At 48.8% G+C, this 25,646-nt stretch carries 22 protein-coding genes and 1 tRNA gene; 10 read left to right on the top strand and 13 right to left on the bottom strand.

Translation table 11 applies throughout. The features are described from left to right. Positions 1-67 precede the first annotated feature (67 nt). From H6F51_13020 to glpX, 6 genes are all read right to left on the bottom strand, one after another. A complete protein-coding gene (locus H6F51_13020; GenBank protein ID MBD1823403.1) occupies positions 68-700 on the bottom strand; it encodes a lytic transglycosylase domain-containing protein in 633 nt (210 codons plus the stop codon). 258 nt (positions 701-958) lie between these two features. Then, on the bottom strand, positions 959-2,038 hold the full coding sequence (gene fba, locus H6F51_13015) for a fructose-bisphosphate aldolase class II (protein ID MBD1823402.1): 1,080 nt from the start codon (positions 2,036-2,038) through the stop codon (positions 959-961). A gap of 185 nt (positions 2,039-2,223) precedes the next feature. Beyond that, positions 2,224-2,745, bottom strand: a complete 522-nt coding sequence (locus H6F51_13010; GenBank protein ID MBD1823401.1) for a TM2 domain-containing protein — start codon at positions 2,743-2,745, stop codon at positions 2,224-2,226. Between the two features lie 45 nt (positions 2,746-2,790). Next, a complete protein-coding gene (gene ligA, locus H6F51_13005; GenBank protein ID MBD1823400.1) occupies positions 2,791-4,809 on the bottom strand; it encodes an NAD-dependent DNA ligase LigA in 2,019 nt (672 codons plus the stop codon). 179 nt (positions 4,810-4,988) lie between these two features. Further along, positions 4,989-6,275, bottom strand: a complete 1,287-nt coding sequence (locus H6F51_13000; GenBank protein MBD1823399.1) for a glutamyl-tRNA reductase — start codon at positions 6,273-6,275, stop codon at positions 4,989-4,991. 135 nt (positions 6,276-6,410) lie between these two features. Beyond that, positions 6,411-7,448, bottom strand: coding sequence for a class II fructose-bisphosphatase (gene glpX, locus H6F51_12995; GenBank protein ID MBD1823398.1), 1,038 nt, complete (start codon positions 7,446-7,448; stop codon positions 6,411-6,413). 203 nt (positions 7,449-7,651) lie between these two features. Here glpX and H6F51_12990 point away from each other — a divergent pair, with 203 nt between their 5' ends. Further along, positions 7,652-7,780, top strand: coding sequence for a hypothetical protein (locus tag H6F51_12990; protein MBD1823397.1), 129 nt, complete (start codon positions 7,652-7,654; stop codon positions 7,778-7,780). 119 nt (positions 7,781-7,899) lie between these two features. Then, positions 7,900-8,817 carry a DNA polymerase III subunit delta' gene (locus tag H6F51_12985; GenBank protein ID MBD1823396.1) on the top strand — a complete coding sequence of 306 codons (918 nt, stop codon included), beginning with the start codon at positions 7,900-7,902 and terminating at the stop codon, positions 8,815-8,817. Here the strand turns inward: H6F51_12985 and H6F51_12980 are convergent. The 4 genes from H6F51_12980 to H6F51_12965 all read right to left on the bottom strand — a co-directional run bounded on the left by H6F51_12980 (position 8,814) and on the right by H6F51_12965 (position 12,923). Then, positions 8,814-9,863 carry a DUF1611 domain-containing protein gene (locus tag H6F51_12980; GenBank protein ID MBD1823395.1) on the bottom strand — a complete coding sequence of 350 codons (1,050 nt, stop codon included), beginning with the start codon at positions 9,861-9,863 and terminating at the stop codon, positions 8,814-8,816. The genes H6F51_12985 and H6F51_12980 overlap by 4 nt on opposite strands. Further along, a complete protein-coding gene (locus H6F51_12975; GenBank protein MBD1823394.1) occupies positions 9,860-10,933 on the bottom strand; it encodes a dipeptide epimerase in 1,074 nt (357 codons plus the stop codon). Before H6F51_12975 ends, H6F51_12980 begins: the two co-directional genes overlap by 4 nt. Positions 10,934-11,001: 68 nt before the next feature. Beyond that, complete coding sequence (locus H6F51_12970) at positions 11,002-12,369, bottom strand: TRAP transporter large permease subunit (GenBank protein MBD1823393.1); 1,368 nt, start codon at positions 12,367-12,369, stop codon at positions 11,002-11,004. Continuing rightward, entirely contained in the window at positions 12,369-12,923 is a 555-nt protein-coding gene (locus H6F51_12965; protein ID MBD1823392.1) for a TRAP transporter small permease subunit, read from the bottom strand. Before H6F51_12965 ends, H6F51_12970 begins: the two co-directional genes overlap by 1 nt. 131 nt (positions 12,924-13,054) lie before the next feature. Between H6F51_12965 and H6F51_12960 the strand changes: the two genes are divergently transcribed. The 3 genes from H6F51_12960 to H6F51_12950 all read left to right on the top strand — a co-directional run bounded on the left by H6F51_12960 (position 13,055) and on the right by H6F51_12950 (position 14,632). Then, positions 13,055-13,126: transfer RNA gene (locus H6F51_12960), tRNA-Asn, on the top strand. Between the two features lie 5 nt (positions 13,127-13,131). Continuing rightward, on the top strand, positions 13,132-14,304 hold the full coding sequence (locus tag H6F51_12955) for an aminotransferase class V-fold PLP-dependent enzyme (GenBank protein MBD1823391.1): 1,173 nt from the start codon (positions 13,132-13,134) through the stop codon (positions 14,302-14,304). A 163-nt stretch (positions 14,305-14,467) separates the two neighbouring features. Beyond that, a complete protein-coding gene (locus H6F51_12950; GenBank protein MBD1823390.1) occupies positions 14,468-14,632 on the top strand; it encodes a hypothetical protein in 165 nt (54 codons plus the stop codon). Between the two features lie 95 nt (positions 14,633-14,727). Here the strand turns inward: H6F51_12950 and H6F51_12945 are convergent, their stop codons facing one another. The 3 genes from H6F51_12945 to H6F51_12935 all read right to left on the bottom strand — a co-directional run bounded on the left by H6F51_12945 (position 14,728) and on the right by H6F51_12935 (position 19,466). Beyond that, complete coding sequence (locus H6F51_12945) at positions 14,728-15,303, bottom strand: Uma2 family endonuclease (protein MBD1823389.1); 576 nt, start codon at positions 15,301-15,303, stop codon at positions 14,728-14,730. A 97-nt stretch (positions 15,304-15,400) separates the two neighbouring features. Further along, entirely contained in the window at positions 15,401-19,036 is a 3,636-nt protein-coding gene (gene metH, locus H6F51_12940; protein ID MBD1823388.1) for a methionine synthase, read from the bottom strand. A gap of 244 nt (positions 19,037-19,280) precedes the next feature. Further along, positions 19,281-19,466: a hypothetical protein gene (locus H6F51_12935; GenBank protein MBD1823387.1), complete on the bottom strand. Its 186-nt coding sequence runs from the start codon at positions 19,464-19,466 to the stop codon at positions 19,281-19,283. Positions 19,467-19,614: 148 nt separating this feature from the next. Between H6F51_12935 and H6F51_12930 the strand changes: the two genes are divergently transcribed. The 5 genes from H6F51_12930 to mutS all read left to right on the top strand — a co-directional run bounded on the left by H6F51_12930 (position 19,615) and on the right by mutS (position 25,624). Further along, positions 19,615-20,445, top strand: a complete 831-nt coding sequence (locus tag H6F51_12930; protein ID MBD1823386.1) for an alpha/beta fold hydrolase — start codon at positions 19,615-19,617, stop codon at positions 20,443-20,445. Positions 20,446-20,513: 68 nt separating this feature from the next. Next, entirely contained in the window at positions 20,514-21,359 is an 846-nt protein-coding gene (locus H6F51_12925) for a M23 family metallopeptidase (GenBank protein ID MBD1823385.1), read from the top strand. Positions 21,360-21,377: 18 nt separating this feature from the next. Beyond that, positions 21,378-22,088 (top strand): uroporphyrinogen-III C-methyltransferase, encoded by a 711-nt coding sequence (gene cobA, locus H6F51_12920; protein ID MBD1823384.1) that lies wholly within the window; start codon positions 21,378-21,380, stop codon positions 22,086-22,088. After that, on the top strand, positions 22,085-22,876 hold the full coding sequence (locus H6F51_12915; protein MBD1823383.1) for a uroporphyrinogen-III synthase: 792 nt from the start codon (positions 22,085-22,087) through the stop codon (positions 22,874-22,876). Before cobA ends, H6F51_12915 begins: the two co-directional genes overlap by 4 nt. A 75-nt stretch (positions 22,877-22,951) precedes the next feature. Then, positions 22,952-25,624 (top strand): DNA mismatch repair protein MutS, encoded by a 2,673-nt coding sequence (mutS, locus tag H6F51_12910; protein ID MBD1823382.1) that lies wholly within the window; start codon positions 22,952-22,954, stop codon positions 25,622-25,624. Positions 25,625-25,646: the final 22 nt, after the last annotated feature.

The following is a 25,646-nucleotide window of genomic DNA, read 5'->3' as shown; positions in this document are numbered from 1 at the left end:
AGAGCGTGATTTAATTCACGCCCGATCTACTCCAAATCCCAAACACCTCTAAGATTTTGCAGCGCAATTAACCGCCGACATTTTGCACTGCTGCATTCCGCATGGCGTTCTGTGCGTCCCAAATCGCTTGATAGCGCATTAAAACGGCTCGACTATATGACGCAATACTGGGATAGCGGTGTCCGTTATAAAACTGTGTAGTCGTTGAAGTGTATTTCTCTGGTCTGCCGCTGTACCACCATGCCGCGACTCGCTGAATTGCAACCGCAACATTTCCGTTACTTGCTGCAAATGATCTCTGCCAATATTGGTTTAATTTGTAATCGACGATCGCGATTTGCAAATCGGGACGCGCTAAAAACTCTTTTCTTGAAACTACATATCCAAGGGCTTCTTTTGACCATCTCGGCAAGTTTTCCGGCATGATTTGTGCATAGCCCAATGCACCAGAATGTGGATTAACCGCCCTAAAATTCGCGCCACTTTCCTGACCAATAATGGCTTGCCGAATCAGGATAACTTCAGGGGCGATATCACTTTGGGTCTGAAAAATTGCAGCAGTTTCCGGAATCGCAAATGTTCTTCCTGGAGCTACAGTAGCAGCGCAAATCGGAATCCCAATCGTAAGGACGATCGCGCTTGTAATTTTAGACAAATGAAACCGGGCGAAAATCCCTTTCGCTTGCAAATTAAAAGTCATTCAAGTAATGATGAAACGAACTTCGAAGAGTGTACCTTCGTTCATTGCATTTACTTAATGCGATATAAATATCTAATCGACTTAGCTTAATAAATCTGGACTCTGCTAATACATTGCTGTTTATTTCAAGGAGCGAAATTATAATAATTTATCGATAAAACTGTTACTTAATAGGCTTCAGCAAATGCACTTAAAAAAACTGAATAAAAAAACTGGGTAGCGGTGAAACTACCCAGTTTTTTTATTCAAGCTTCTAGCTTAGACTGCTGCTGCGGTTTTGGTCACAGCGTTCAGTTCGCCTTTCTTGTACTTCACAGCGAAGATCTCCATCGAGTCTTGCTTGATCGAGCTTGCTTGACCTGCTGCACCAAACTGGTTATAGCGATCGGCACAAACCTTCTGCATGTACTTGATCGATGGCTTCAAGAAGTGGCGCGGATCAAATTCTTTCGAGTTCTGCATCAGCGCTTCACGCACGGCTGCGGTGATCGCCAAACGGTTATCGGTGTCGATGTTGATCTTACGCACACCTGACTTAATGCCCTTTTGAATTTCTTCAACCGGAACACCGTAGGTTTCAGGAATCGTACCGCCGTATTGGTTGATGATTGCGATCAGGTCTTCAGGAACCGAAGAAGAACCGTGCATCACCAAGTGGGTGTTCGGCAAGCGGCGGTGGATTTCTTCGATGCGGCTGATTGCGAGGATTTCTCCGGTCGGTTTGCGGGTGAACTTGTATGCACCGTGGCTGGTTCCGATCGCAACTGCCAACGCATCCACTTGAGTCCGCTCAACGAAATCAACCGCTTCATCGGGATCGGTGAGCAGCATCGAGTGATCCAATTCACCTTCAAATCCGTGACCGTCTTCTGCTTCGCCTTTTCCGGTTTCGAGCGATCCAAGACAGCCCAATTCACCTTCGACCGAAGCTCCGATCGCGTGAGCCACTTTCACCACTTCTGCGGTGACTGCGACGTTGTACTCGTAGCTGGCGGGAGTTTTCGCATCCGCTTCGAGTGAACCGTCCATCATGACGCTGGTGAAGCCGTTCTTCATTGCTGAATAGCAGGTTGCAGGCTCGTTACCGTGGTCTTGGTGCATCGCGATCGGAATATGAGGATAGGTTTCCGCCGCTGCCAAGATCAAGTGGCGAAGGAAATTTTCGCCTGCGTAGTTTCGAGCGCCACGGGAAGCTTGCAGAATGACTGGGCTATTGGTTTCGTGGGCAGCCAGCATGATCGACTGGATTTGCTCCATGTTGTTGACGTTAAATGCAGGGATGCCGTAACCGTTTTCAGCCGCGTGATCCAGCAATAGCCGCATCGGGACAAGCGCCATATCAAGTTCTCCTGGTTATCTCAGCAAGTTCTATGTTCACAAACTTAATTGTTACGATAATCTTAAGGCAATTTTCGCCCGGATTGCTGTCAAATTTGGAATTTTGTTAGGTAAAAATAGCTATTAATTATCCTGATTGAATCTATGGAGACTCATAAGATAAAAAGCGGAGGCTGAAAATCCCTCTAAAGCTCTCGAAATTCGTACAGCACAGTCCCCGTTTCTGCGTCGTTGCCGATCTCGACATATCCGCTCTTCAGCATCTCTATCAGCAGCGCTTCAACTTGCTTAAAACTCAGCCCCGTTGCCATTACCCCCTGAGTCACAGAAAGCTTTCCACCTCTTGCTTCTGCTGCTTTGAGAAGCGCGATCGTGGCTTGTTGTTGAGAAATCGGCGGCGTTGAATCAATCAGTTTCGGGGATTTGACCCCTGTGAATTTTGAGGGTCGGAGCGTGATTTGCCCAATGGTTAGAGTCATTGGGTTTTGCTCTAAAAGCGGCTTGTACTTTTCGCTCAATCGCTCGTTATGCACCTGAACCATCTTTGGAATCAAAATCAGATCCAACAATTGCCCAAAGCCAAATAGTCCAAACGTTCCCAACCAGAGCAAGCCCGTTTTTTTCTCGCCATTGTACAAACGATGTAGCCCAGATAAGCCGAATAGACCGCCCAGCCAGAGAACGTAAGCTACACCTACCTTGTTCATAACGCATCGATCGACCGATTTGGATACCGCTATCATAACGAATCACTAAGCTTGAATCAGCGCCACTAACTCCGCTTCCGAGAGAATTGTGATTCCTAATGCCTGAGCTTTTTCGAGCTTTGAGCCTGCTTCTTCACCCGCCACGACATAATTTGTTTTCTTGCTCACAGAATCGCTTACTTTACCGCCTGCTGCTTGAATCAAAGCCTTTGCCTCATCGCGTTTCAGCGTCGGTAAGGTTCCAGTGATTACGAAGGCTTTGCCTGTAATGGCTGTGTCTTTGACAACTGGAGTTATTTCGCCTGCAAGTTGAACTCCCGCTTGACGGAGGCGATCGATTAATTTCTGATTTCCATGATTCTGAAACCACTGAAACACCGATTGAGCAATTTCAGATCCAAATCCAGGTACGGCTTCAATCTGTTCCGGTGTGGCTTGCGCGAGTAGCTCAACTTTCGGAAAAGTTCCGGTGAGTGTTTGAGCGTTGACGCTACCGATATGCCGAATGCCCAAGCCGTAGAGAACCCGCGACCAAGGTTGAGATTTTGAGTGCTGAATCGCTGCGACAATTTTCTCAGCCGACTTTTTGCCCATGCGCTCCAGGGTGAGCAGTTTTTCGATCGTCAAACCATATAAATCTGCAACTGAATGAACAACATTACTATCAACCAATTGTGCAACCAGTTTCTCACCGACACCGTTAATATCTAAAGCATCACGACTGACCCAATGCGTGATCGCTCCGCGTAAAATTGCTGGACAGGAAGCGTTAATACATCGAGTTACCGCTTCATCTTCAGGTTTAACCACAGGTTCGCCACACTCTGGGCAATGCGAGGGCATTTGATACGGTTGCGCTTTAGGGGGTCGTAACTCTGTAAGAACGCGCAGCACTTCAGGAATGATTTCACCTGCTTTGCGAATGATAACAGTATCACCAATTCGGCAATCGAGTTCGGCAATTCGATCGCGATTATGCAAAGTCGCCCGTGATACAGTCGTTCCAGCTAACTGTACCGGACGAAGTTCTGCAACAGGTGTAATCGCTCCGGTGCGTCCCACATTGACGCTGATGTTTTCTAAAATCGTTGGAGCTTCTTCAGCAGGGTACTTGAGCGCGATCGCCCAACGCGGAAATTTTTGCGTAAATCCTAATCTTTCTTGTAGCGAGAGGGAGTTAATCTTAATCACAACGCCATCGGTCATATAGCGCAGTTTGGTGCGATCGATTGCCCAGCGATCGCAGTATTCCTGCACTTCTTGTAAGTTGGCACAGAGCGATCGCTCTGGATTCACGCGAAACCCCATTTTTTTCAGGGTTTCTAATGCTTCTGCCTGCGTTTTCAACTCACCGGGAAAATGCAGCGTATAGGCAAAAAAATCGAGTTGACGCTGAGCCACAATCCGAGAATCTAGCTGGCGTAACGTTCCTGCCGTTGCATTCCGGGGATTCGCAAACAGGGATTCTCCGGCTTTTTCACGATCGCGGTTAATTTGCTCAAAGGTATCAAGCGAGAGAAACGCTTCACCCCGGACTTCTACAATCTCAGGCGGATTTTCTAGATTGAGGCGGAGGGGAATCGATCGGATGGCTTTCACATTTTGGGTAATTTCCTCGCCTGTAACGCCATCACCGCGAGTTGCGCCCCGCACTAGAACACCCTTTTCGTAAGTGAGCGCGATCGCATTTCCATCGATTTTCAGTTCACAAATATAATCAAACTCGCTGACTTCTGGCGCAACTTTGCGCCATCGCTGTTCCCAGTTGGCTAAGTCTGCATTTCCGAAAGCGTTCTCTAAACTATAGAGTGAGATATTGTGCTTGACCGAAGTAAATTGACTGGCAGGACGTTCACCCACGCGCTGAGTCGGACTGTCCGGTGAAATTAATTCTGGGTACTGTGTCTCAAGGGCTTGAAGTTCGCGATAAAGCTGATCGTAAACCGCATCGTCGATCGTCGGCGCGTCTAGCACGTAATACTCGTAACTTGCTTTCTGTAACAGACGTTTGAGTTCTTGTACGCGTTGTTGAAGCTCCGGGGTGAGATGTGCGACTGAATCCATTACTCTATATCCTTGTCCCTTAAACAGAGCTTAGTGTACTGCCGAAAATCACTCCTCTACCAAAAAAGTGATTTCGCTGGTGATTTTAGTACGCTAGAACTATTTAAGCAAGAACAAATCGATCGTCGGAACACGATTTAGGATTGTGATAGCCGATTGAACTCCGACGATCGTCTCGATTAAATGCCTGCTTGTTGCCGATCCAAGTTAAACAATACCTCCAGCGTTTCCATCGCCTGCCGCCGCGCTTCAATATCCTGCTGCGCTCTCAATTGCACCATCGGATCATGCAGAATCTTATTCACAATTCCTTTGGTCAGCGCTTCAATCACCTCGCGATGTCGATCGCCAAACTCCGTCCCCAGTCTCGATAGCGCTTTCTCCAGTTCCTGCGCCCGAATTGCTTCTACTTTGTCGCGCAGACAGCTAATCGTCGATACGGTTTCAAGCGATCGCCACCAAGCTTCAAAGGTTTCGACCTCTTCCTCTAGCAACGCTTCCGCTTCCATCGCCATCTGCCGCCGACTTTCCTGGTTTTGGGCAACTACCGCCTTGAGGTCATCCACGTTAAAGGCTCGAACCGTCGGTAATTCGTTCACATCGGCTGCAACGTTCCGGGGCACAGCGATATCAATCACCATCAAAGGCTGATTCGGATCGAGAACGGCTTCAAGATTGGCACGATCAAGAATCGGCTCCGTCGAAGACGTACTCGTAAATACAATGTCCGACTGTGCGATCGCGTCCATCATGTCGTGAATCGGCAATAGTCTTAGATGAGCATCCGGGAACAGATTCGCTAATTCTCGCGCTCGATCCATCGATCGATTCAAAATTACAATGTTGGTTGCACCTTTTGACAACAAGTGCTGCACGAGCAACCGCGACATCTTCCCGGCACCAATGATCGTCACGCGCTGATCCGCAAGCTGATCGACCTTCATCTGCGCCAGTTCTACCGCCGCCGAACTGATCGACACGGCACCCGTTCCGATGCTCGTCTCCGTCCGCACCCGTTTTCCAGCGCTAATGCCTTGTTTAAACAATTGATTGAGAATGCGTCCGATACCGCGATGCTGTTGTCCAAGCTTATGACATTGTTTCACCTGGGCGAGAATCTGACCTTCTCCCAACACCAAACTATCTAACCCTGCCGACACTCGCATCAAGTGCATTACCGCATCCTGATGCAGCAAGGTAAATAAATAGGGACGCAGACGCGCACTCGGTAACTTACTGTGTTCTGATAAAAACTGATTAACTTCGCGAATTCCTTGTTCAGTGTCAGAAGTCACCAGATAGAGTTCCAGCCGATTGCAGGTACTCAAGACTGCGACTTCTTCAATATGCGGGTAGCTACAGAGTTGTGCGATCGCTTTATCACACACAGGTTCCGGAATGCTCAACTTCTCACGAACTTCGACCGGTGCAGTTTTGTGAGTCAGCCCAACAACAGCAATGTTCATATTAAAAGACGCTCTAATAAGTCGATCAGGGTGAAGGAGAAGAGATGGGGAGTGGGAAAGTGGGGAGTGGGGAGTCAGACGCTTCTACTATTATCGCTCGACTCTCCACTCCCTACCCCGACTCCCCACACTCAATTAGTGCAATTGAACGATCTTCGGTTGATCAAACATATGGATCGTGTCTACAAATCGAGCCGTCTTCGATTGGCTAGAAATGACCAGCGTTTGAGTTCTTGCGCCACCTTTGAAGAAGCGCACTCCGTTCATAATGTTACCCGGAGTGATGCCCGTTCCCGCGAACAGCACCGTTTCACCGGATGCCAGTTCTTCGGCAGAATACACTTTATCCGGGTCATTGATGCCCATTTCTTTGAGTCGAGCAATGTTCGCTTCTTTGCTTTCTCCGATTAGTCCGGTTTTGACCACTTCCGGGTCGTAGATCAGTTGCCCTTGGAAGTGTGCGCCCAAACAACGGAGTGCTGCCGCCGAAATTACGCCTTCAGGAGCCGCACCAATACCCATTAGCGCGTGAATGTTGGTTCCAGCAAAACCGCAGTTAATCGCTGCACCGACATCGCCATCGCTGATCAGTTGCACTCGTGCGCCGGCTTCCCGGATTTCTTTGATCAAGTCGTTGTGGCGTTCGCGCTTCATCACGACGACCACAAGTTCATCGATCGCTCGATCGAGACATTCGGATAAAATCTTCAGGTTTTCGGTTGCCGACTTGGTGATGTCTACTTTTCCTTTTGCAGCCGGAGGAGCAGCCAGCTTCTTCATGTAGAAGTCAGGAGCCGCAAACAAACCTCCTTTTTCCGAAATTGCCAATACTGCCATCGATCCGGGCTGACCGTAGGCACAGAGGTTAGTTCCCTCGCAGGGGTCAACGGCGATATCGATTTCGATCAATTCATCGACGTTACAGTAATTTGCAGCATCTGGCTGAGAGCAAATTCCGACTTCTTCGCCGATGTAGAGCATCGGTGCGTCGTCGCGTTCTCCTTCTCCGATTACGATCCGACCGCGCATATAAATTTTATTCATACGTTCGCGCATCGCTTCGACTGCCACGCGATCGGCTTCATTCTTGTCGCCTTTTCCCATCAGACGAGCCGAGGCGATCGCCGCCTGTTCTACGACTTCAATGATTTCTAAACCAAGCGTGTTTTCCACGTAATAAGTCCTCCAACTGCTGATTTGTCGCCGTTTTGATGGGCAATCTCAGTTATCAATCCTACCAAAAGGCGGTTCTTCAAAGTGGATTGACTCTTTATTAAGTTTTGCCAAGCTGAATTTAAGCGAGAAATCATCGGCAAAAAGCTATCAAGTTAAAATTGGGATGGAAATGAGTTTCTCAGAATTGCGATCGTATCGTAATGTTTGCAAAAGACCGCTTTCACGGCATTGTAAAAACCGCACTGCAAAAGGAGGGTTGGACAATCACCAGGAACCGTACACGCTTCCGATCCCAGGCCTTACTAGTCTCTTCTTTGACCTCGGCGTAGAAAAGCTAATTATTGCTGAACAAGATCGGCGAAAAATTGCAGTTGTGGTCAGCAAAGCTAAACCATATGCAACGTGCTTCTAATTGAATTACACTAAGCATTCACCATTGCGCTAGCTCATGTCTGCTTTTGCAACCCTGATCGGTCAGTCTCACGCCGTTGAACTGTTAGAACGAGCGATCACGGTCGATCGTCTCGCGCCCGCTTATCTCTTCACTGGAACGGCGGGCATCGGAAAGCGTCTTGCGGCTGAATGCTTTCTCGAATCGCTATTGTCGTCTTCACGCGCTCGGATTCTCAGTCGCAATCATCCCGATTTACTTTGGGTTGGGCCGACTTACTTGCATCAAGGAAAACGACTGAGCGCGATCGAGGCCGAAGCGGCTGGAGTCAAGCGCAAAACGCCGCCGATGATTCGATTAGAGCAAATTCGGGAAGTGAGTCAGTTTCTCAGTCGTCCGCCGCTAGAAGCTCGACGATCGGCGATCGTGATCGAACAAGCAGAAACGATGCCGGAAGCCGCCGCAAATGCGTTACTAAAAACGCTCGAAGAACCGGGAAGAGCAACGATTATTTTATTAGCAACCAGTGTAGATTCGGTTTTGCCGACGATCGTGTCTCGCTGTCAGCGCATTCCGTTTGCACGACTCGATACTGATTCAATGGCGCAAGTCCTGAAACAAGTGGGACACGCAGAGATTTTATCGAAACCGCAATTGTTAGCCTTAGCACAAGGCAGTCCGGGAGCGGCGATCGCTCATCAACAGACGCTCGAATCGATTCCACCAGAACTGATTCAATCGGTCGTCAATCCTCCGAAGTCGTTGAGGCAAGCTTTAACCGTGGCAAGAACGATCGCAAAAACGATCGATGGTGAAACGCAGCTTTGGCTAATTGATTATTTGCAGCAGGTGTATTGGGCACAGAGCCGTAGTTCTCGATCGATTCAATTGCTTGAGAAAGCAAAAGAACAATTGCTGGCTTATGTACAACCGCAGCTAGTTTGGGAAGTAATGTGGATGGAGCTTTGCACTTAGATTGCGGGTTCAGTATTCAGAATTGCATCTAAAAGCAGATCTGCTCCAAATCGAACGGGATCGGTACAAGGTAAGTTTGTTTCTGTCTGAGTTTGTGCGATCGCTCGTTCTGCTGCTTCTTGATCCAGATGAGCGGTATTGAGCGCGATCGCCGCAACTTTACACGCTGTAAACGCTCCACCCCCTGCTGCCAGCGACTCGTAAACCTGAACCGCAGTTTTCAGGGGTGGAATCGGGACGTGAGGAAAGTTGCGGATGTGTGTTTGTCCGGCTCTGTGTACCAGAATTAAATGCGTAGGCTGGGAACCTCGAATCAAGGGTAAAGTTGCAGTCGAAGCGGGATTAAAGATTGAACCTTGTCCTTCAATGTGGAGCAGATCAAAGTTCGCAGAGCGCATGACTAACTGTTCAACGGCTCCAGAAGCAAAGTCTACTCGAATCGCATCTAAAGGAATGCCATCACCGGAAATCATCATGCCGGCTTGACCTGTACCGAGAAACTTCGATCGTATCCCCCGTTTTTGAGCCACGCGATCCAGTTCTAAACTGGTAGACATCTTACCGATGCTCATATCAGTTCCCACAGTTAATACTCTTAAGCAGGGGAGCGATCGCGCTGCACCACTTCCAACTTTTAGTCCGATCGGCTCTTGGCGAATATCCCAGCTCCATTGTCCAGACTGTAAGCGATCTTTCAGTCTGGGCGTGAGTTTTGTATGAAGTCCATTCACGATCGACAGTCCCGCATCAACCGCTTGCTCAATCTCTGTTAACCAAGCATCCGGTAACACTCCGCCCGATGGTGCAATTCCAATTAACAGCACAGTTGGCTGATACTTAAGTGCTTCAACTATCGAACTGACAATCGGGGCATCACACGCGATCGAGGTTAATGCTCGAAAAGATTGTCCTGCACAGTCTTGATCAATGATTGCAACTACTGCATCAGAACGATAGCGAGTAAAAGTGAGTCCTGTTTTTCCCTGTGTGCCCTGAATGCCCTTGTGTAAAAGCACTGCAACCCGATCGTTCGATCTCAGCATCATCTCTCTCCTCTGAGGACAACTCCTAACCCTGAACGATCACTTGGAATGACGCGCCCGTTTTGAAAGCTTGCACCGACAAATGGATCATCAATCAAATTCAAATGACTATCGAGATCGAGATAATCTGCTAAAGGAGATAACTGTGCGATCGCGCTATTCAACAATGAACTATCTGAATAACAGCCAAACATCACTTTGAGATTGTGTGCTTTAGCGACATAAATCATTCGGAGCGCTTCGCTCAAACCGCCTGATTTCATCAGCTTAATATTGATACCGTGAACCCGATCGCTCAACGCTGGAATCGATCGACTATCAAAACAACTCTCATCAACAAAAATCGGCAATGGTGAAAGATTGAATAGTTTAGGTAATTCAGCTTCTTGTCCTTTCGCTAAAGGTTGCTCGATGTAAGTGACATTGCGATCGTTTAACCAATGCGCCATCTTCAGCGCTGTTTCAACTGTCCAGCCCCCATTTGCATCGACACTAATCTGATTAATGTTTGGAGCCGCTTCTCGCACCGCTTCAAACATAGCTTGGTCTGCTGCAATTCCTTCAGGACTGCCGAGCTTGACTTTCAGCGCTTGAATATCCTGCCAGGGAGATTCGATCGTTCCTTGACCAAGCCAGTCTTTAACTCGTTGTTTTGCGCCTTCAGGCGTGTTAATTCCGATCGTTACCGAAGTTGGCACAATCCGGTCGCGCTCCAAGCCCCACAGTTTCCACAGGGGTAGATTGGCGGATTTTCCTAACCAATCGTGTAAAGCAAGATCGATCGCAGCACGAGCCGCAGAAGGCAGTTTTGATTGAGTCAAAAGCTGATCAATTCGCTGACGTTCGAGCGGATGAATCGCTTTGAAGAGAGGCGCGATCGCTTGCAAAGAGCGGGCAATGATTTCGGTTGTTTGCGGTTGTTCGCCGATCGAAAACGGGGATGCTTCGCCCCAACCTTCGATTCCATCCTGCTCAATTTTGATCCAGACATTAGTGGTTTGAGCCGTTGTGCCGCGACTAATTTTAAGCGCGAACCGTTTATGAACTGTGAAGGTCTGAATCTGAACTTGCATAGCCCTGAGTAAGCAGCACTGTTCAGCTTACTGGTAAAACCGATTCTATGGACAGTGTTTCACCGAATTTATGTTTTTGCGAGCGACGGCAAGAATCCTACAATTCCCGGAAATACAATGATCAACACCAACACCAACAATTGCAGCAAAATAAACGGAACCACGCCTTTATAAATGTTGGTAGTGGTTACACCTTTGGGCGCAACACTCCGAAGATAAAACAGTGCAAATCCAAACGGTGGGGTGAGAAAGGAAGTTTGCAGATTTGCGCCCAACACTACCCCATACCAAACGAGATCCAGATTTAACTCCCGCGCCACCGGAACAAATAGCGGTACAACGATAAAACAAATCTCAAAGAAATCAATAAAAAATCCTAGCAGAAACACCACAAACATGCTGACCGCTAGAAATCCTACTTCTTCGCCCGGTAAGTTTGTCAGCGCATCAAACACAAAGCGATCGCCATCCAATCCCCGAAATACCAAACTAAACGCAGTTGAACCAAACAAAATAAACACGACCATGCTGGTATTTCGCAGCGTCACATCGCACACGCCTCTGAGCGATTCCCAACTCAATTGGCGGTTTAACGCTGCCAGCACGATCGCGCCTAAACTTCCGACTGCCCCCGCTTCGGTCGGGGTGGCATACCCGAAGAAAATACTGCCTAAAACAAGCAGGATTAAAACCAGAGGAGGCACGATCGCGCTAAACACCCGCTGCAGAAACCCTTTTCCGCCAAAGTCTTTCCGCACTGCTTCGGGCAAGGCAGGCGCAACATCGGGACGAATCCAAGCCACAATCAAGACGTGCAGCGCAAACGCTCCCGCCATCATCAATCCAGGAATCACCGATCCGACGAACAAATCCCCGACCGACACCCCCAACTGATCGCCCAACACCACCAGCACCACACTCGGCGGAATAATTTGTCCCAGCGTTCCCGATGCTGCAATTACCCCGGTTGCTAATTCTTTGTTGTAGCCATACCGCAGCATAATCGGCAGCGATATCAGTCCCATTGCCACAACTGTTGCCGCGACGACTCCGGTGGTTGCCGCCAACAATGCGCCGACTAACACCACCGCTAAGGCTAAACCGCCCCGTAACTTTCCCAGCAAAATTCCAACGGTTTCGAGCAATCGTTCTGCAATGCCCGATCGCTCTAACATCGATCCCATAAAGATAAAATAGGGAATCGCCAACAGCGTATAGTTTGACATCGTGCCAAAGATCCGTTGAGGCATTGCCGTGAGAAACACCGGATCAAATACGCCTAATACAATCCCGATAATGGCAAAGACGATCGCAACTCCCCCCAGCGCGAACGCCACCGGATAGCCAAACGATAGCAGCACCAGCGCCCCAACAAACATCAGCGGCCCCAACCACTCCGAATCGAAAACAATCTCGTATTGATTCCAGAAGTCCATTACTCGCGCTCCTGTAGATGTCCGCGATAAATCGCCCAGTTCTTGATTAGTTCCGAAATGCCCTGCACGATTAACAGCGTAAAGCTGACAATAATCATCGTTTTAATGGGATAGCGTGCTAAGCCACCCGGATCAGGAGAACCTTCGCGCGTGATCCACGATTCCACGATCGTCCCCCAGGAAAAATAAATCACCAGCCCACAAAACGGAATCAAAAAGAACAGCGTCCCTAAAAAATCAGCCAGTGCTTTCGTTTTGCGGCTCCAACGGCTGTAGAACACATCCACCCGAACGTGCTCATCGTGCTTTAGCGTGTAGGCGGCTCCGAGCAGAAAGACCAAATCAAACACATACCACTGACCCTCAATTAAAGAGTTCGAGGTGAGATTTTGCCCGATCGCTTTGCCCACATACCGTCCAATGACGTTCCACACGCCGAGTGCAACCATCAGCAAAACGAGCCAAAGCGTCAAGCGTCCGATCACTTCGTTGAATCGGTCGATCGCGCTGGAGAGTCTGAGTAAACGGTGAAGGGTGGGGGGTTCTGATACCATGAAGCTTGCCTCGATCGCGGTTTTTTCATTTGACCATACTCCGCTGTCTGATTGATGATTTAGCAATTTTGAGAAATATCTTGCAAAGATCGCTGCTTTGTTGTTATTATTGTTTTCGCAAGAGAGCGCAATCCTCAGTAGCTCAGCGGTAGAGCGATCGACTGTTAATCGATTGGTCACAGGTTCGAATCCTGTCTGGGGAGTTTAAATGAAGAATCAGTTTTTGCAGTTTTGGTCACTTGATCCGATCTGCACATTTTTGAATCACGGATCGTTCGGTGCCTGCCCGATCGCGGTTCTAGAAGTGCAGCAAGAATTGCGCGCAAGGCTAGAACGGCAGCCGCTCCGATTTTTAGGTCGCGAATTTGAAGGGCTATTGGATCAAGCGCGAGAAGCACTAGCGGCGTTTGTTGGGGCAGAGGTTGAGGAATTGGTGTTTGTGCCGAATGCGACAACGGGCGTGAATGCGGTGTTGCGATCGCTCACCTTCTCTCCAAGCGATGAACTTCTCACCACGAGTCAGGAATACAACGCCTGTCGAAATGCGCTCGATTTTGTGGCGGCGAGATCAGGGGCATCGGTTGTTGTGGCAGAGATTCCCTATCCGATCGAGTCTCCGGAGCAAGTGACTGGAGCAGTGCTTTCTAAAGTGAGCGATCGAACGCGACTCGCTTTAATTGATCACGTGGTGAGCCAAACGGGGATGGTTTTTCCGATCGCACAGATAGTTCGGGCTTTGTCCGATCGTGGAATCGATACGCTCATCGATGGTGCTCATGCTCCTGGCATGGTGGATTTGAATCTAACCGAACTGGGCGCAACGTATTACGCTTCGACTTGTCATAAGTGGATGTGTGCGCCGAAAGGAGCAGCTTTTCTGTACGTGAAAAAGGAGAGACAAGCTGAGATTCGACCGCTCACGATCAGTCATGGCGCGAATTCTCCAAGGCGCGATCGTTCTCGGTTTCAGCTTGAGTTTGATTGGATGGGAACCGATGATCCAACGGCTTATTTATCAGTTAAGAGCGCGATCGAGTTTATGGGTTCGCTGCTTCCGGGCGGCTGGGCAGAACTGAGAGCGAGAAATCGATCGACCACGATCGCGGCTCGAACTCGACTTTGTGAACTGCTGGATGTCGCGCCACCTTGTCCTGAAGAAATGGTCGGCTCACTGGCAACGATTCCGCTTCCCGATGGCTCTTATGTTGAACTCCAGGATGCGCTATTCGAGAAATTTGAGATCGAAGTGCCGATCGTGCCGTTTCCCCAAGCCCCGCATCGGTTAGTTCGCATTTCTGCTCAGCTTTACAACACCCCTGAGCAATACGAGTATCTAGGAAAATCTTTGGTGTCCCTATTACACGCTAGATTCTCTCATTAAAATTACTGATCTTTGGGAGTGAAGCGCTCAAGCAGAATCCGCAATCCTTACCAGGAAAATTAGGGGGCAAGTTTGTCATTCTAGAACCAGTAGACGACTCAGGGGGCGAAGTTTTAACTTCCTCAGTGTCGCCCTTCACTTGGTACTTTCATCATGGCTGCTCATGTTAAAACTTCGATTCCCGCTTTGGCAATATCTTAATCAGCCAATTTTTCACATCGCCTGCCCGTTAATTCTAAATCCGCGGCGCTATTCGTATTATTACCGCGTTGCATTGCTAGAACGCTGTTTGATGCAAGGCTGCGAGTCTCAAGAACATCGAGATTAGATTTAGATTGATAAGAAACAATTTTTCGACGATCGCGCTACTCGGATACTTTTAACGCCTTACCGAGATTAAAATGCGCGATCGTCTTTTGGTTTTTAAACTGCATCAAAAGAGATGCCTTCGTAGATTTCGGATAATGTAATTTCAGCGTTGATCGTGCCAAACTTCAAAGTGTTTTCGATCAATTCATAGCTGCGATAAATCCAAAAGTCTTGATCGGTTTTTGTGTATTGCTGCACATCTGCAAAATACTGGCTTACCACAATATATTCTTGAAGTTCGGGAATCGATCGGTAATATCTAAATTTATCAGTCATGTCATAGTCCTGTGTTGATTTCGACAGAACTTCGATAATCACTTTAGGATTGACCACGGTATCAACTCGATTTTGGTAGAGAACAGGTTCACCCTCAATCACCATTACATCTGGATAAACGAACTTACGATACTGCGGAAGCCACAATCGAACATCACTAGAGAAGAAACGACATCCTTGACGGCGCAACAGAGGCTTTAAGGCGCACAAATTTGTGATAACTTCGTTGTGATTCAGCGATCCACCCGTCACTGGGATGATTTCTCCATCATGATATTCACTTTTAAATTCGGCTGTCTCTTCTAGAGCTAGGTACTCTTCAGGTGTGTAGCGTGTAACTTCAGTAGATTGCATGATAATTTCCTGCAATGTTCTGCTTATACGATAGCAAGAGAGATACGATCGCACTCTGGAGCAATCGCACCTCGCCAATCCTAAAATCGATCGCTTCCTACGCGCTGAAGTATTTCGCAGTCGGGTGATAGACCGCAAATGCCGTCGTCGATTGCTCTGGATAAAGCTGCTCACTTTCATCCATCGACATTCCGATTCGCTCTGTGTCTAATAGCTCTAACTGTTTAAACTGATCAGACACATTCGGGCAAGCCGGGTAGCCGAAGCTATAGCGCGACCCTTGATAACGCTGCGCTAACATATCGCGAATGTTATCGGGTTCGGAATCACCGTAGCCCAACTCGCGACGAATTCGAGCGTGTGCCCACTCTGCCAGCGCTTCCGCCATCTGTACCGCCATACCGTGGAAGTAGAGATATTCGGTGTAGTTGTTTGCTTTGAAAAGCTCCTGTGCTACTTCGGTGGCAATATGTCCCATTGTGACGGCTTGCATCGGCAGAACATCGAACTGATTTTCGGCGATCGGGCGGAAGAAGTCAGCAATGCACAAACGGCGGAGTGACTTCTGGCGCGGAAAAGTCCAGGTGACGAGCGGAGTGGCAGTTTCAGGCGTTAAGCCTTTCTCAATCACAGCCGGATCGTAAACGTGAACGGAATTGCCTTCGGCAACGCAAGGGAAATAGCCGTAAATCAATTGAGGATGCAAAAGATGTTCGGTGCAGATGCGCTGCTTCCAACGATCGAGGACCGGATAAACTTTCTCAGCCAGAAACGCATCGTATTCTTCACGCGATTGGTCTTTTGGCTTGCGGAATTGCCACTGCCCCACCACTAGCGCTTGCAGATCCAAATGCCAGAAGAGTTCATCGATCGGAAGATTTTCAGGATTGAGAACCTTCGTTCCCCAGAAGGGCGGCGTTGGGCGCGGAACGTCGATCGCGACCGATTCCGATCGCACTAAATCGATCGCTTCCGGTTCGTCCGATTTCTGCTTTGGTTCACCGTTCAATTCGCTTTCGGCTTGTTCGATCGCTTTACGACCTTTCTGATTAAACTGAGCGTAATCGCCTTGAAAGCCTTCGGTCTCACTCCAGAACCCTTCTTTCTTCGCAGGCATCAATCGATCCATAAAGGTCAAATCTGCGAACGCATCTCGACCGTAGATCACTTGACCTTTGTAAACATTCTGGCAGTCCTCATAGACAAATTTTGGAGTCAGTGCCGCACCCCCCAAAATCACCGGAACATTGATCCCTTTTTCGTTGAAAACTTCCAGATTCTCCTTCATGAATGCGGTAGATTTCACCAGCAAACCACTCATCGCAATACAATCGGGTTGATGCTGAACGTAAGCATCAATAATTGCGTCAACAGGTTGTTTAATACCTAAGTTAATCACTTTGTAACCGTTGTTAGTCAAGATAATGTCAACGAGATTCTTACCGATATCGTGAACATCACCTTTAACCGTTGCAATCAAGAACTTACCTTTACCACTGTCATTGCTCTCGGTTTTTTCCATGAATGGTTCGAGAAATGCTACAGCAGACTTCATCGTTTCCGCAGACTGCAACACAAACGGTAATTGCATTTGACCAGAACCGAACAACTCACCGACGACTTTCATGCCATCAAGCAAGAAAGTATTAATGATGTGCAAAGGTGCATAGGTTTCTAATGCAATCTTCAACGCATCTTCTAATCCAATGCGTTCGCCATCAATAATGTGCTGCTTCAGGCGTTCTTCGATCGGTAAATCCGCCAGGGTATTATTTGATCGCGCATCTTTCGCGCTCACGCCTTCAAACAGTTCGGTCAGCTTCGTCAGCGGATCGTAAACGCAGATATCTCCTTCAAAGCGGCGACGATCGTAGATCAAATCTCGACAAACTTCTTGATGTTCGGGGTCAATTTTCGCGATCGGCAAAATTTTTGCTGCCGAGACGATCGCGCCGTCCATTCCTGCGATCGTGGCTTCGTGCAGAAACATAGAATTCAGTGTAATCCGAGCGGCTGGACTCAACCCGAATGAGATATTCGAGACACCCACCATGAAATGCACACCCGGCAAATTCTCGCGGATCATCCGAATCGACTCGATCGTCGCTTTGGCATTCTCACGGTCTTCTTCGATCCCCGTTGAAATCGGCAACGCTAAGGTATCGAAAAAGATTTCATGCGGCGGAATGCCGAACTCTAGCGCATCCCGATAAGCCCGTTGAGCAATCTGGAATTTCTTCTCCGCCGTTCTCGCCATGCCTTCTTCGTCGATCGTTCCAATCACGACACCTGCGCCATATTCCTTGGCAAGCTCTAACACTTTGAAGAATCGCTCATCACCGTCTTCGTAGTTGGTCGAGTTGAGAATGCACTTACCGCCCGCGACTTTCAGCCCTGCCTCCATCTTTTGCCATTCGGTCGAGTCAAGCATCAGGGGGATCGTGACATTTGTAACTAAGCGCGACACCAATTCTTTCATGTCACGTTCGCCATCGCGTCCGACATAATCGACGTTGACATCGAGAACGTGAGCACCTTCTTTGACTTGGGATTTTGCGATCGCAATTAATCCATCCCAATCATCCACATTCAACAATTCGCGGACTTTCTTTGAGCCGCTAGCGTTCAATCTTTCACCGACGATCAAGAAAGAATTATCTTGCTCATAGGGTTGTGCTGTGTAAATTGATGCTGCTGAAGGTGTGTATCCGAGCGTTGGTCTGGGTGTTTTAGATTCAAAGACCTGACCATTCATCCAAGCGCGTTCACTGACTCGAACTTTACGTTCCTTCGGTGTCATCGTCGCGGCTGCTTCTGCCAATGCTTTGATGTGGTCTGGACGAGTGCCACAACAACCACCGATCACTTGAACGCCCCAATCTTCAATGAATTTATGCAGCGCCATTTGAAGTTCAATAGGCGTTAATTTGTAATGAGCATGACCGCCGATATTTTCGGGTAAGCCTGCGTTGGGGATACAGGAGACAACAAATGGCGCATTTTCAGTTAGATATTTAATGTGTTCTGCCATGCGATCGGGCCCGGTCGCACAGTTCAAACCGAGAATATCGATCGGATACGGCTCTAAAATCGCTAACACACCGCTAATATCGGTTCCGACGAGCATCGTGCCCTGAACTTCCATCGTGACCGAAACCATCAAAGGACGACGCTCTCCTTTTTTGGCAAACACCGCTTCTACTGCGTTTAATGCTGCTTTAATTTGCAGTACATCCTGACAAGTTTCGATGATAAATAAATCCACGCCACCGTCAAACAAACCTTCTGCCTGAATCGTAAAGGCTTCTTTGAGTTCGTCGTAAGTAATGTGTCCCAACGTCGGCAGCTTTGTTCCAGGGCCCATTGAACCCGCAACAAATCTAGGTTTCTCCGGAGTTGAAAACTCTGCTGCACAGTGTTTCGCCAGTTCTGCGGCTTTTTTGCTCAAATCATACGCTTGATCCTGTAATCCATATTCTGCTAACACAAACGGGCTGGTACCGAACGTATCGGTTTCAATTACGTCTGCGCCTGCTGCTAGAAAATCACAGTGAACTTTGGCGATCGCTTCTGGTTTTGTTTGCACTAAATACTCATTACAGCCCTCGTACTCTGCCCCTCCAAAGTCTTCAGCCGTTAAATTCTGTGACTGGATATTTGTTCCCATTGCGCCATCAAATACAATGACAGGGCGCTCAGGACTATGAAGGCGGGTTAGGAAGGCACTATTCATAACAGAAACTTCAGCAACTAAACAACAGATTGAGTAAAAACCCTGAGTTCTTTTTAAGTTGAATCTGGTGACGAAGAAAAGCCGCCACCGTGACACTTCACAATAGCTACATATTTTAACTTTGACACATTTATTTCGTTTTTGGAGGGAGCGAATTGATTCGCCCCACTAAGACTCAACCCAACATTAAAAGGCGCTCTTCATTTGAAGAACGCCTGTTTAACTTTAATTCCAAAATTTCTGCTCAGCTTAAGCCGACGTTGCTGCGATCGTAGCCTTCGAGGTTCGTTGTTTTGTTGTGAACCACTTGCGCAGATTCTGAAGGCATTCCAATTTCATTTGCTTGACGAGTCAACATGGACTGTTCGCGGTTCCGCGCCATTTGACGGTGACGCACCATTAATGCCCGTGCTTGATCTTGAATCGACATACTCTGTTCTCCTTTTTGTCTATATGACTAATATAACAGATAAATTCTGTATCTAAAACTACAAAATATTACTTTGTTATAAGTTCCTGACAATAGATTAGCGTTCCGAAACACGGTAAGCTCACAGGAAGGCGCAGGAGGAACAAATATGGAGTCAGGCAAGCGGATTGAGGTTGGATCGCTGAATTGGTTTTACCGTGAGGCAGAACCGACGAATGATAGCGCTCGCACTCCGGTCATTTTGCTGCATGGCTTAGTTTCTCAGGGTTACAGCTGGCGCAATGTTTTACCCGTTCTAGCAGAACAAGGATTTAGAGCGATCGCACCCGATTGGATCGGCTGTGGGTATTCGAGTATGCCGGATCGCCGCGACTTTGCTTATACGCCCGATGCGTTTATTTCGGCACTCGAAGCGTTGATTGCTCAGTTTGGATTTGAAAAGGTGTCGATCGTCGCTCAAGGCTTTCTCGGTTCAGTCGGAATTCAATACGCGCTCAGACACCCGGAGCAGGTTGAGCGACTGGCGATTTTTAACTGTCCGATCGCTGAAGGTGCAAAACTGCCTTGGAAACTACAACAAATGAGCATTCCATTGGTGGGCGACATGATGACGCAAGATCCACTTCTGGTTGATCGCACCCTAGAGGGCGCTGGTGGTTATCGGATCGAAGATTCTGATCTCGATGTGTATCGTCGTCCGTGGCTGAAAACTTCGGATGTGGGTCGATCGCTGCTGGCGATTCTTCAAAACTTACAGCTTAAGCAAGCGACCGCAGAAATTGAGGCAGGCTTGGCGACTTGGAAAAATCCACTCCTGATCGGCTGGGGAATGCGTGATCCTTGGTTGTCGATCGCTCCGGCACGATCGCTCAAAGCCGAACTCGCTGAGCTTGATGAAGTGGGACATTACCCGCAAGAAGACTGGCACGAAAAAGTGTGCGAAGCCCTAATTCCATTTCTGAAAAGACAAGCAGTTTAGCCCAATGTGAAACAACCCAGTGCTAGACTCGTCCAACAATCGGCAGCACTATATTGATTGATCAAGCTATGCAGTACCGTGGGTGGCTCCTTGCTGGAATGTTGAGTTTTGGAATGATGCCGCTGGCTCAGTCGGCTGAGGTGGGCTGTCCGGCTCCGGCTCTATCTCGTATGGCGCGGCATACCGTTAAATCTGGAGAAAGCTTAGAGTCGATCGCGTCTCGCTACAATCTAATCCCGGCAACCCTTATGGGATTGAATCCAAATGTGCGATCGGGAAAAGCCACGGTGGGACAACAACTGATGATTCCCCCCTACAACGGAATTCGCGTAGAAGTGCCCTCTGGACAGAGCCTAAAGGATTTGGCAGCGCGGTATCGAGTGCGCCCCGATGTGCTGTATGAGGTAAATGGCTGTCAGCGATCGCCAAAAGTGGTATTTGTTCCGGGTGTGAACTGGTCGCCGAATGAAGCAACCGCACCAACCTTGGTGGGAGTTTCCAGCGTGTTATCGGGTTCACCTTTGTCGGGATCAGCCCCGATCGCGCTTGGTTTCGGTTGGTACTTGCCGAATAGAGCGACGAAACCTGTGTTTCACAGTGGGATTGATTTACTGGCAAGTCTGGGAACTCCGGCTCAAGCGATCGGCGAGGGTACCGTTGCGTTTGCGGGTAATCAAGGCGCATATGGAAACCTGGTTGTGATCAATCACCAGCAGGGCTATCAAACGCGCTATGCTCAATTGGCAAGAATTAACGTCAAAGTGGGGCAAAAGATCAAGCGCGGTACGACGATCGGAACCGTTGGACAGACTGGAACCCCAACGACCTCGCAACCTCATTTGCATTTTGAAGTGCGATCGAACTCTAAATTAGGGTGGGTGGCAGAAGATCCGATCGCTTTTATTCGGAAATGATTGCAGGAACGCTATTTTATGTCAGGTAAAGTCTTCCTTGTCGGATCAGGTCCTGGCGACATCGGCAATTTAACCATGCGAGCTTATCAACTGCTTACTCAAGCAGAAGTCCTCGTTTACGATGCGCTAATCGATTCGCAATTTCTAGAACTTGCTCCAGAAACTTGTCTCAAGCTCAATGTGGGCAAACGGGGCGGACAGCCGAGCATGAAACAAGACGAGATCGATCGACTCCTCGTTGAACAATGTCAGCAAGGTAAGCAAGTCGTCCGGCTCAAAAGCGGTGATCCGTTCATTTTCGGGCGAACCACCTCAGAAATTCAGGCACTCAAATCTGCAAATTGTGCTTACGAAGTCGTTCCGGGAATTTCTTCAGCATTAGCGGCTCCATTGTTTGCCAACATTCCGCTTACCGATCCTGTCCTAAGTCGCGGATTTACGGTGATCACTGCCCACGAGCCAGAACGGCTCAACTGGCAGAATCTTGCCCAACTCGATACACTTGTCATTCTGATGGGAGGAAAACATTTGCCTCTGATTGTCGAACAGCTACGCCATCAGGGAAAATCAGAACAGACCCCGATCGCGATTATTCGCTGGGCGGGTCATCCACAGCAGGAGATCTGGAGCAGTACACTCTCGGAGATTCTAGCAGAGGTCAATCCGCAACGATTGTCGCCTTGTGTGATTGTGATTGGGGAAGTTGTTAGGCTACGATCGTTCTTATGAATTTGCCTTTATTTGGAAAAACCATTGTCGTCACTCGTGCAGCAGGGCAGTCGAGTCAGTTTTCGTACTCGCTGCAAAATTATGGTGCAAAGGTGATCGAGATGCCGACGATCGAAATTGTGCCGCCGTCAAGTTGGGATCAATTAGATCACGCGATCGCAAGCCTGAGTGAGTTTGACTGGCTAATTTTGACTTCTACCAATGCCGTGGATTACTTTTTCGAGCGGTTAGCGTCTCAGCTCAAAGATTTGCGCGGTCTAGCAGCGATTAAGATTGCGGTTGTGGGAGAAAAAACGGCGCAGCGCTTAAGACAACGGGGATTGCAGCCTGATTTTATTCCGCCTGAGTATATTGCGGATGCAATGGTAGTGAATTTCCCAGAGTCGGTCGATGGGAAAAAAATTCTCTTTCCCAGAGTCGAAACAGGTGGACGCGATGTGCTGGTGAGAGCCTTTAGCGATCGTGGTGCGATCATCACTGAAGTTGCCGCCTATCAATCGACTTGCCCAAGAATTCCCGATGCCAAATCAATCGCTGTGATTCAAGAGCAAGCAGCCAACCTGGTCACGTTCGCCAGTTCCAAAACGGTGAAACATTTCTGTGAACTGTTGCAGCAAACGATCGGGGATCACTGGGTTGAATCGCTCAAGACTGTTAAGTTTGCGTCGATCGGCCCTCAAACTTCAAAAACCTGTCGCGCTCTGCTTGGACGCGTGGAAATCGAAGCAGAAGAATTCACTTTAGATGGATTGATTAAAGCGATCGTTGCTCAATCGAGCCTGCTTTGATTCAGTTGGCCCCAAATAGGTCACGGTAAGATGAGGAGTTAAGGTAAGCTAAATTTAGTAAAATCGTACTATTTCATGTCTGTTTCTCCGACTCAACCTGATCCAACTCAAGGGGTGCCCGATCGCTTAATCAAGCATTCGGTTCGCTATGCAGATCATCGCGCCGTTAAGCGTGAGCATCTCACGCCGATGATGCGGCACTATGCGGATCTCAAAGATCAATATCCTCATGCGATTTTGGTGTATCGAGTGGGGGATTTTTATGAAACGTTCTTCCAAGATGCGCTGATTGTTTCCCGTGAATTAGAGATTGTTCTGACTTCAAAAGATGGCGGCAAAGAAGTCGGGCGGGTTCCATTGTCCGGTATTCCGCATCACGCGCTCGATCGCTATTCGGCTCAGTTAGTGGAAAAAGGATACGCGATCGCGGTTTGTGATCAAGTAGAAGATCCGTCTGAAGCCCAAGGATTAGTTCGTCGTGAAATCACTCGCGTGATTACTCCGGGAACCATTCTCGAAGAAGGAATGTTGAACGCGAAGCGCAATAATTTTTTGGCAGCAATTGTGATTGCTGGAAATCATTGGGGATTATCATACGCAGACATTTCAACAGGGGAATTTTTAACCACGCAATCAACCGGATTTGATCAGCTCAGCAGTGAATTGATGCGGTTACAGCCTGCGGAAGTGCTAATTCCGACGAATGCACCCGATTTAGGCGGACTGCTGCGACCCGGAGAACGATCGCCTCACATTCCTGCATCTCTACCCACGCAATTTTGCTACACACTGCGATCGCAGACTCCGTTTTCTCAAGCCGAAGCCCGACAGCGATTGTTAGAGCGCTTCAAGGTGCGATCTCTTGAAGGCATGGGCTGTGAGCATTTACCGTTAGCGGTTCGGGCGGCGGGTGGATTGCTGGAATACATCGAATCAACTTCAGAACGCAATGTTCTCGACACCACAAAATCAAAAATCCCAGAAGCGACCCAAGTTCCCCTCCAGCACATTTGCACCTACACAATTACCGAATATCTCACGCTTGATCCGCAAACTCGACGTAACCTAGAAATCACTCAAACCGTTCGAGATGGCACGTTTCATGGATCATTGCTGTGGGCAGTCGATTGCACTGAAACCCCGATGGGCAGTCGCGCCCTCCGACGCTGGCTATTACAGCCCCTGCTTGATATTGCTGAGATTGAAACGCGCCAAGACACGATCGAGGAACTGGTAAAAGATGGGGTTCTGCGCGAAGATCTCAAGCAAATGCTGCACCAAATCTACGATCTAGAGCGTTTAGCAGGTCGAGCCGGATCGGGAACTGCAACCCCCCGCGATTTAGTGCATATCGGAGAATCGCTGAATAAACTGCCAGAATTGGCGCGTTTGGTAGCGCGTGCAAACTCTCCGCATCTCCGCGCTTTGCAAACCGTTCCGCCTGTTCTAGAACAGTTGGGACAAACGCTGCTCACGCATTTTGTCGAACGTCCCCCGATCTCCGTCAAAGAGGGCGGACTGATTCGATCAAACAGGGTGGCTCAACTCGACGAAATGCGATCGCAAGCCGCAGAAGACGAAAAGTGGCTGGCAGAACTAGAGAAAAACGAACGCGATCGTACCGGCATTCAAACGCTCAAAGTCGGCTACAACAAAGCCTTTGGCTACTACATCAGTATCTCTCGCGCCAAAGCCGGACACCCCCCGGAAGGCTACGAGCGCAAGCAAACCTTAACCAACGAAGAACGCTTTACCACCGACGAACTGAAGCTGCGCGAAAACCGCATCATGAATGCGCGGCGAGAAATCAGCGAACTGGAATACGAGATTTTTGTCGGACTGCGATCGCAAGTCGGAGAACACGCAGAACTGATTCGCAAAGTCGCTCACGCAGTCGCGGCAGTCGATGCCCTTACGGGACTCGCTGAACTAGCTGTATTCAAAAACTACTGTCGTCCCAAACTCTTACCGGGGCGGGAGATCTCGATCGTCGAAGGTCGCCATCCCGTCGTTGAACAGTCGATTCCTGCGGGTTTCTTTGTCCCCAACTCGGCAGAACTCGGAACCCCTGCACCCGATCTAATCGTCCTGACAGGCCCCAATGCCAGCGGTAAAAGCTGTTACCTGCGGCAAATTGGCTTAATTCAACTGTTAGCTCAGACCGGAAGCTTCGTCCCGGCAGAATCCACCCGTTTAGGAATTTGCGATCGCATCTTTACCCGCGTCGGTGCAGTTGATGATCTCGCGACCGGACAATCCACGTTTATGGTGGAAATGAACGAAACCGCAAACATTCTCAATCACGCAACGGATCGCTCGCTCGTTCTGCTCGACGAAATCGGACGCGGGACAGCCACCTTTGATGGATTGTCGATCGCCTGGGCAGTCGCCGAACATCTCGCCGCCGAAATCCGCGCCCGCACCATTTTTGCCACGCACTACCACGAACTCAACGAACTCGCCTCGATCCTGCCCAACGTGGCAAACTATCAAGTTACGGTACGTGAAATGCCAGAGCAGATCATCTTTCTGCACAAAGTCCAGCCCGGAGGAGCCGATCGCTCTTATGGCATCGAAGCCGGACGGCTCGCAGGCTTACCCAGTTCGGTGATTGATCGAGCGCGGCAAGTCATGGCACAAATTGAAAAACACAGCAAAATCGCGATCGGTCTGCGAAAAAGCAAAGCGAAACCGAATGAACCCGTGAAAGATCCCACCCAACAACTCGATATCTTTAGCGAACTTTGATAAACGCGCCGAAACGATCGCG

The sequence above is a fragment of the Cyanobacteria bacterium FACHB-DQ100 genome (assembly GCA_014695195.1).
In the GTDB taxonomy this organism is placed as follows: domain Bacteria; phylum Cyanobacteriota; class Cyanobacteriia; order Leptolyngbyales; family Leptolyngbyaceae; genus Leptolyngbya.
The sequence above is the reverse complement of the archived record's forward strand: the minus strand, read 5'-3'. Positions and strand labels throughout refer to the sequence as shown.